At 71.9% G+C, this 2,221-nt stretch carries 1 protein-coding gene; it reads left to right on the top strand.

All coding sequences use genetic code 11. The features are described from left to right. Positions 1 to 2,221 (top strand): condensation domain-containing protein (locus ACZ5GP_RS33945; protein WP_468754520.1); only part of this gene is annotated, 2,221 nt, incomplete at both ends.

The following is a 2,221-nucleotide window of genomic DNA, read 5'->3' as shown; positions in this document are numbered from 1 at the left end:
AGTACCTGGGCCGCAACGACGACCAGGTCAAGATCCGTGGTTTCCGCATCGAGCTCGGGGAGATCGAAGCCGCCCTCGCCGGACACGAAGCGGTCCGCTCCTGCGTGGTCATGGCCCGCGAGGACCAGCCCGGCAACAAGCAGCTCGTCGCGTACGTCGTCCTGGAGGACGCGCACGCGAAGACGGACCTGCGCGCCGAGCTCGGGCGGCACGTCGAGCGTACGCTCCCCGAGTACATGGTCCCCAGCGCCTACATCGCCCTGGACACCCTGCCGCTGACCACCAACGGCAAGCTCGACCGGAAGGCCCTGCCGGCCCCCGCCATCGACGCCTACACCCAGCGCGCGTACGTGGCGCCGAGCACCCCCACCGAGCGGGCGCTCGCTGCGGTCTGGGCGGAGCTCCTCGGCTTCGACGAGGACCGCGTCGGCGCCGACGACAACTTCTTCGAGCTCGGCGGCCATTCCCTGCTCATCACGGTCCTGGCGGCCAAGCTGAAGGAGCTGGGCCACGAGGTCTCGGTGCGCAGCATGTTCAGCAGCCCGACGCTGGCCCGCCTCGCGGAGGAGATCGACGGGGCGCGGGCCGACACCGACGTCGCGGACGACGGCGTGCCGCCGAACCTGATCCCGCTCGGCTGCCCGCGCATCACCCCGGACATGCTGCCCCTGGTCGCGCTGACCCAGGAGCAGATCGACACGGTCGTCGCCACCGTGCCCGGCGGCGCGCCCAACGTCCAAGACGTCTATCCGCTGGCGCCCGCGCAGGAGGGCATCCTCTTCCACCACCTCCTCGACCCGGCCAACGACCCCTACCTGGTCTCCGTCCTCCTCGCCGCCGACGACGAAAAGGTGTGCGTCTCCTTCACGGAGGCGCTGCAGGCGTTGATCGACCGGCACGACGTGCTGCGCACCGCCGTGCTCACCGCCGACCTGCCCGAGCCCGTGCAGGTAGTGCACCGCACCGCCCGTCTGACGGTCGAGCGGACGCGCCTCGACGTTGGCATGGACGCCGAGGAGCAGGCGCGCGCCCTGCTGGACAGCCCCCGGCGCATGCGGGTCGACGGCGCACCCCTGCTGCGGCTCCTCCTCGCCGAGGACCCGCACTCCGAGCGGCGCTACATGCTCCTGAGCGCCCATCACCTCATCGAGGACGCCACGACACTGCGGCTCGTCCTGCAGGAGCTGGCGACCCACATGGCGGGCCGGGCCGCGCTGCTCAAGGCGCCCGCGCCGTACCGCGACTTCGTCGCCCACACCCTGCGCCAGACGACCGCCGACGACGGGGAGGCCCACTTCCGGGCCATGCTCGCGGACGTCACCGAGCCGACCACGCCGTTCGGCCTGACGGACGTGCACGGCGACGGCCACCGGTACCCGCAGTTGCGCCGCGCTCTGCCCGCCGACCTCACCGCCGAGGTGCGCGCCCAGGCCAAGCGGCTGCACATCAGCCCCGCCACCCTGTTCCACGCCGCGTGGGCGTGCGTCACGGCCGCGGCCGCCGGCAGCGACGACGTCGTTTTCGGAACCGTGATGTCCGGTCGTCTGCAGGGCGTTCCCGGTGTGGAGGGCATGCTCGGGAACTTCATCAACACCCTGCCGCTGCGGGTGCGCCTCGCGGATCGCTCCGTCAAGGACCTCGTCGCGGAGGTCGACACCGGCCTGAAGGAGCTGATCGCACGCGAGCAGAGCGCGCTGAGCCTGGCGCAGCGCTGCAGCGGCCTGGACGCCGACACCCCGTTGTTCAGCGCGGTGATCAACGTCCGGCACTTCGAGCCGGGCCACGGCGACACGACCGGGTCCGCCGTCGCGGGCCAGGGCATCCACTGGCTGGCGGAGGCCGACGCGATCAACTACCCGCTGGTGGTCTCGCTCGACGACTTCGGCAGCGAACTCGCTCTGCACGTGCGCGTGGACGACTCCGTGCAGTGCGAGGCGCTCGTCGGATACGTCGAGACGGCGCTGTCCGGCATCGTCTCCGCGCTCGCCGCGGGCGACGGCGCCGTCACCGCGGCCCTTGACATCGACGTCCTGCCGGCCGCCGAGCGTCGGCGTGTGGTGGAGGAGTGGAACGAGGCTCCGGCCGGTCTGGTGGCGGAGGAGCGGTGTGTGCATGAGTGGTTCGAGGGTGTGGTGGCGGGTGCGCCGGACGCGGTGGCGGTGGAGTTCGAGGGCCGTGCGCTGACGTATGGCGAACTGAACGCCCGGGCCAACCGCTTGGC

Source organism: Streptomyces sp. NPDC031466, assembly GCF_055581265.1.
This window is presented reverse-complemented; position numbering and strand designations above follow the sequence as displayed.